Source organism: Psychrobacter sp. Pi2-1, assembly GCF_904846645.1.
Classification (GTDB): Bacteria; Pseudomonadota; Gammaproteobacteria; order Pseudomonadales; family Moraxellaceae; genus Psychrobacter.
In genome coordinates this window covers 1-748 of sequence record NZ_CAJHBO010000056.1, presented here as the reverse complement: position 1 = coordinate 748, position 748 = coordinate 1, and the positions used below count along the sequence as shown (strand labels likewise).

The following is a 748-nucleotide window of genomic DNA, read 5'->3' as shown; positions in this document are numbered from 1 at the left end:
ATCAAGCTATTACGACTGGCTGGGTCGTGATCTCAGCGACCAACAGATACATCGCAATCAGTGTGAACTACTGGTTAAAGTCGCTCATACTCAGACCAAGCAGTGCTATGGCGTAGATCGACTGCATGCCCACCTAAGAGCGCAAGGGTACGATATCAGCCAATATATGGTTAGAAGCATCAAAGAAGAATACGGCATTAAATGCCGTCGTCACAAGCGCTTTAAAGTCACCACTGACTCTGATCATAACAAGCTGGTTTATCCAAACGTGCTGGATCAGAAGTTTGATGCAAACCGTCCTAATGATGCATGGGTAAGCGATATTACTTATATCTGGACTGCTGAGGGCTGGTTGTATTTGGCAGGCGTTAAAGATTTATATACCAAAGAGCTTGTCGGCTATGCTATCAACAAACGCATGACTGCTGACTTGGTTTGCCGTGCACTCAATATGGCAATCAAAAACAAACGACCTAATAAAGGATTAATTGTGCATTCAGACAGAGGCAGTCAGTACTGTAGCCATGCCTACCACAAAATCATTAAGCAGCATCACTTTATAGGCTCTATGAGTGGTCGTGGCAATTGTTATGACAATGCGCCAATAGAAAGCTTCTGGGGCATATTAAAGAATGAGCTAATATATCATAAGGACTATAAAACACGATTCACAGCCATTACTGACATCATCAAATATATCGAGCTGTATTACAATCAGACTAGGATTCAAAAGGGTTTGGGCTATAAA

At 42.2% G+C, this 748-nt stretch carries 1 protein-coding gene; it reads left to right on the top strand.

The genetic code is table 11. The annotated features are described in order from the left end of the window. Window positions 1–748, top strand: a 748-nt coding sequence (locus JMX91_RS13235) for an IS3 family transposase (RefSeq protein ID WP_201549627.1), incomplete at both ends; no start/stop codon positions are given.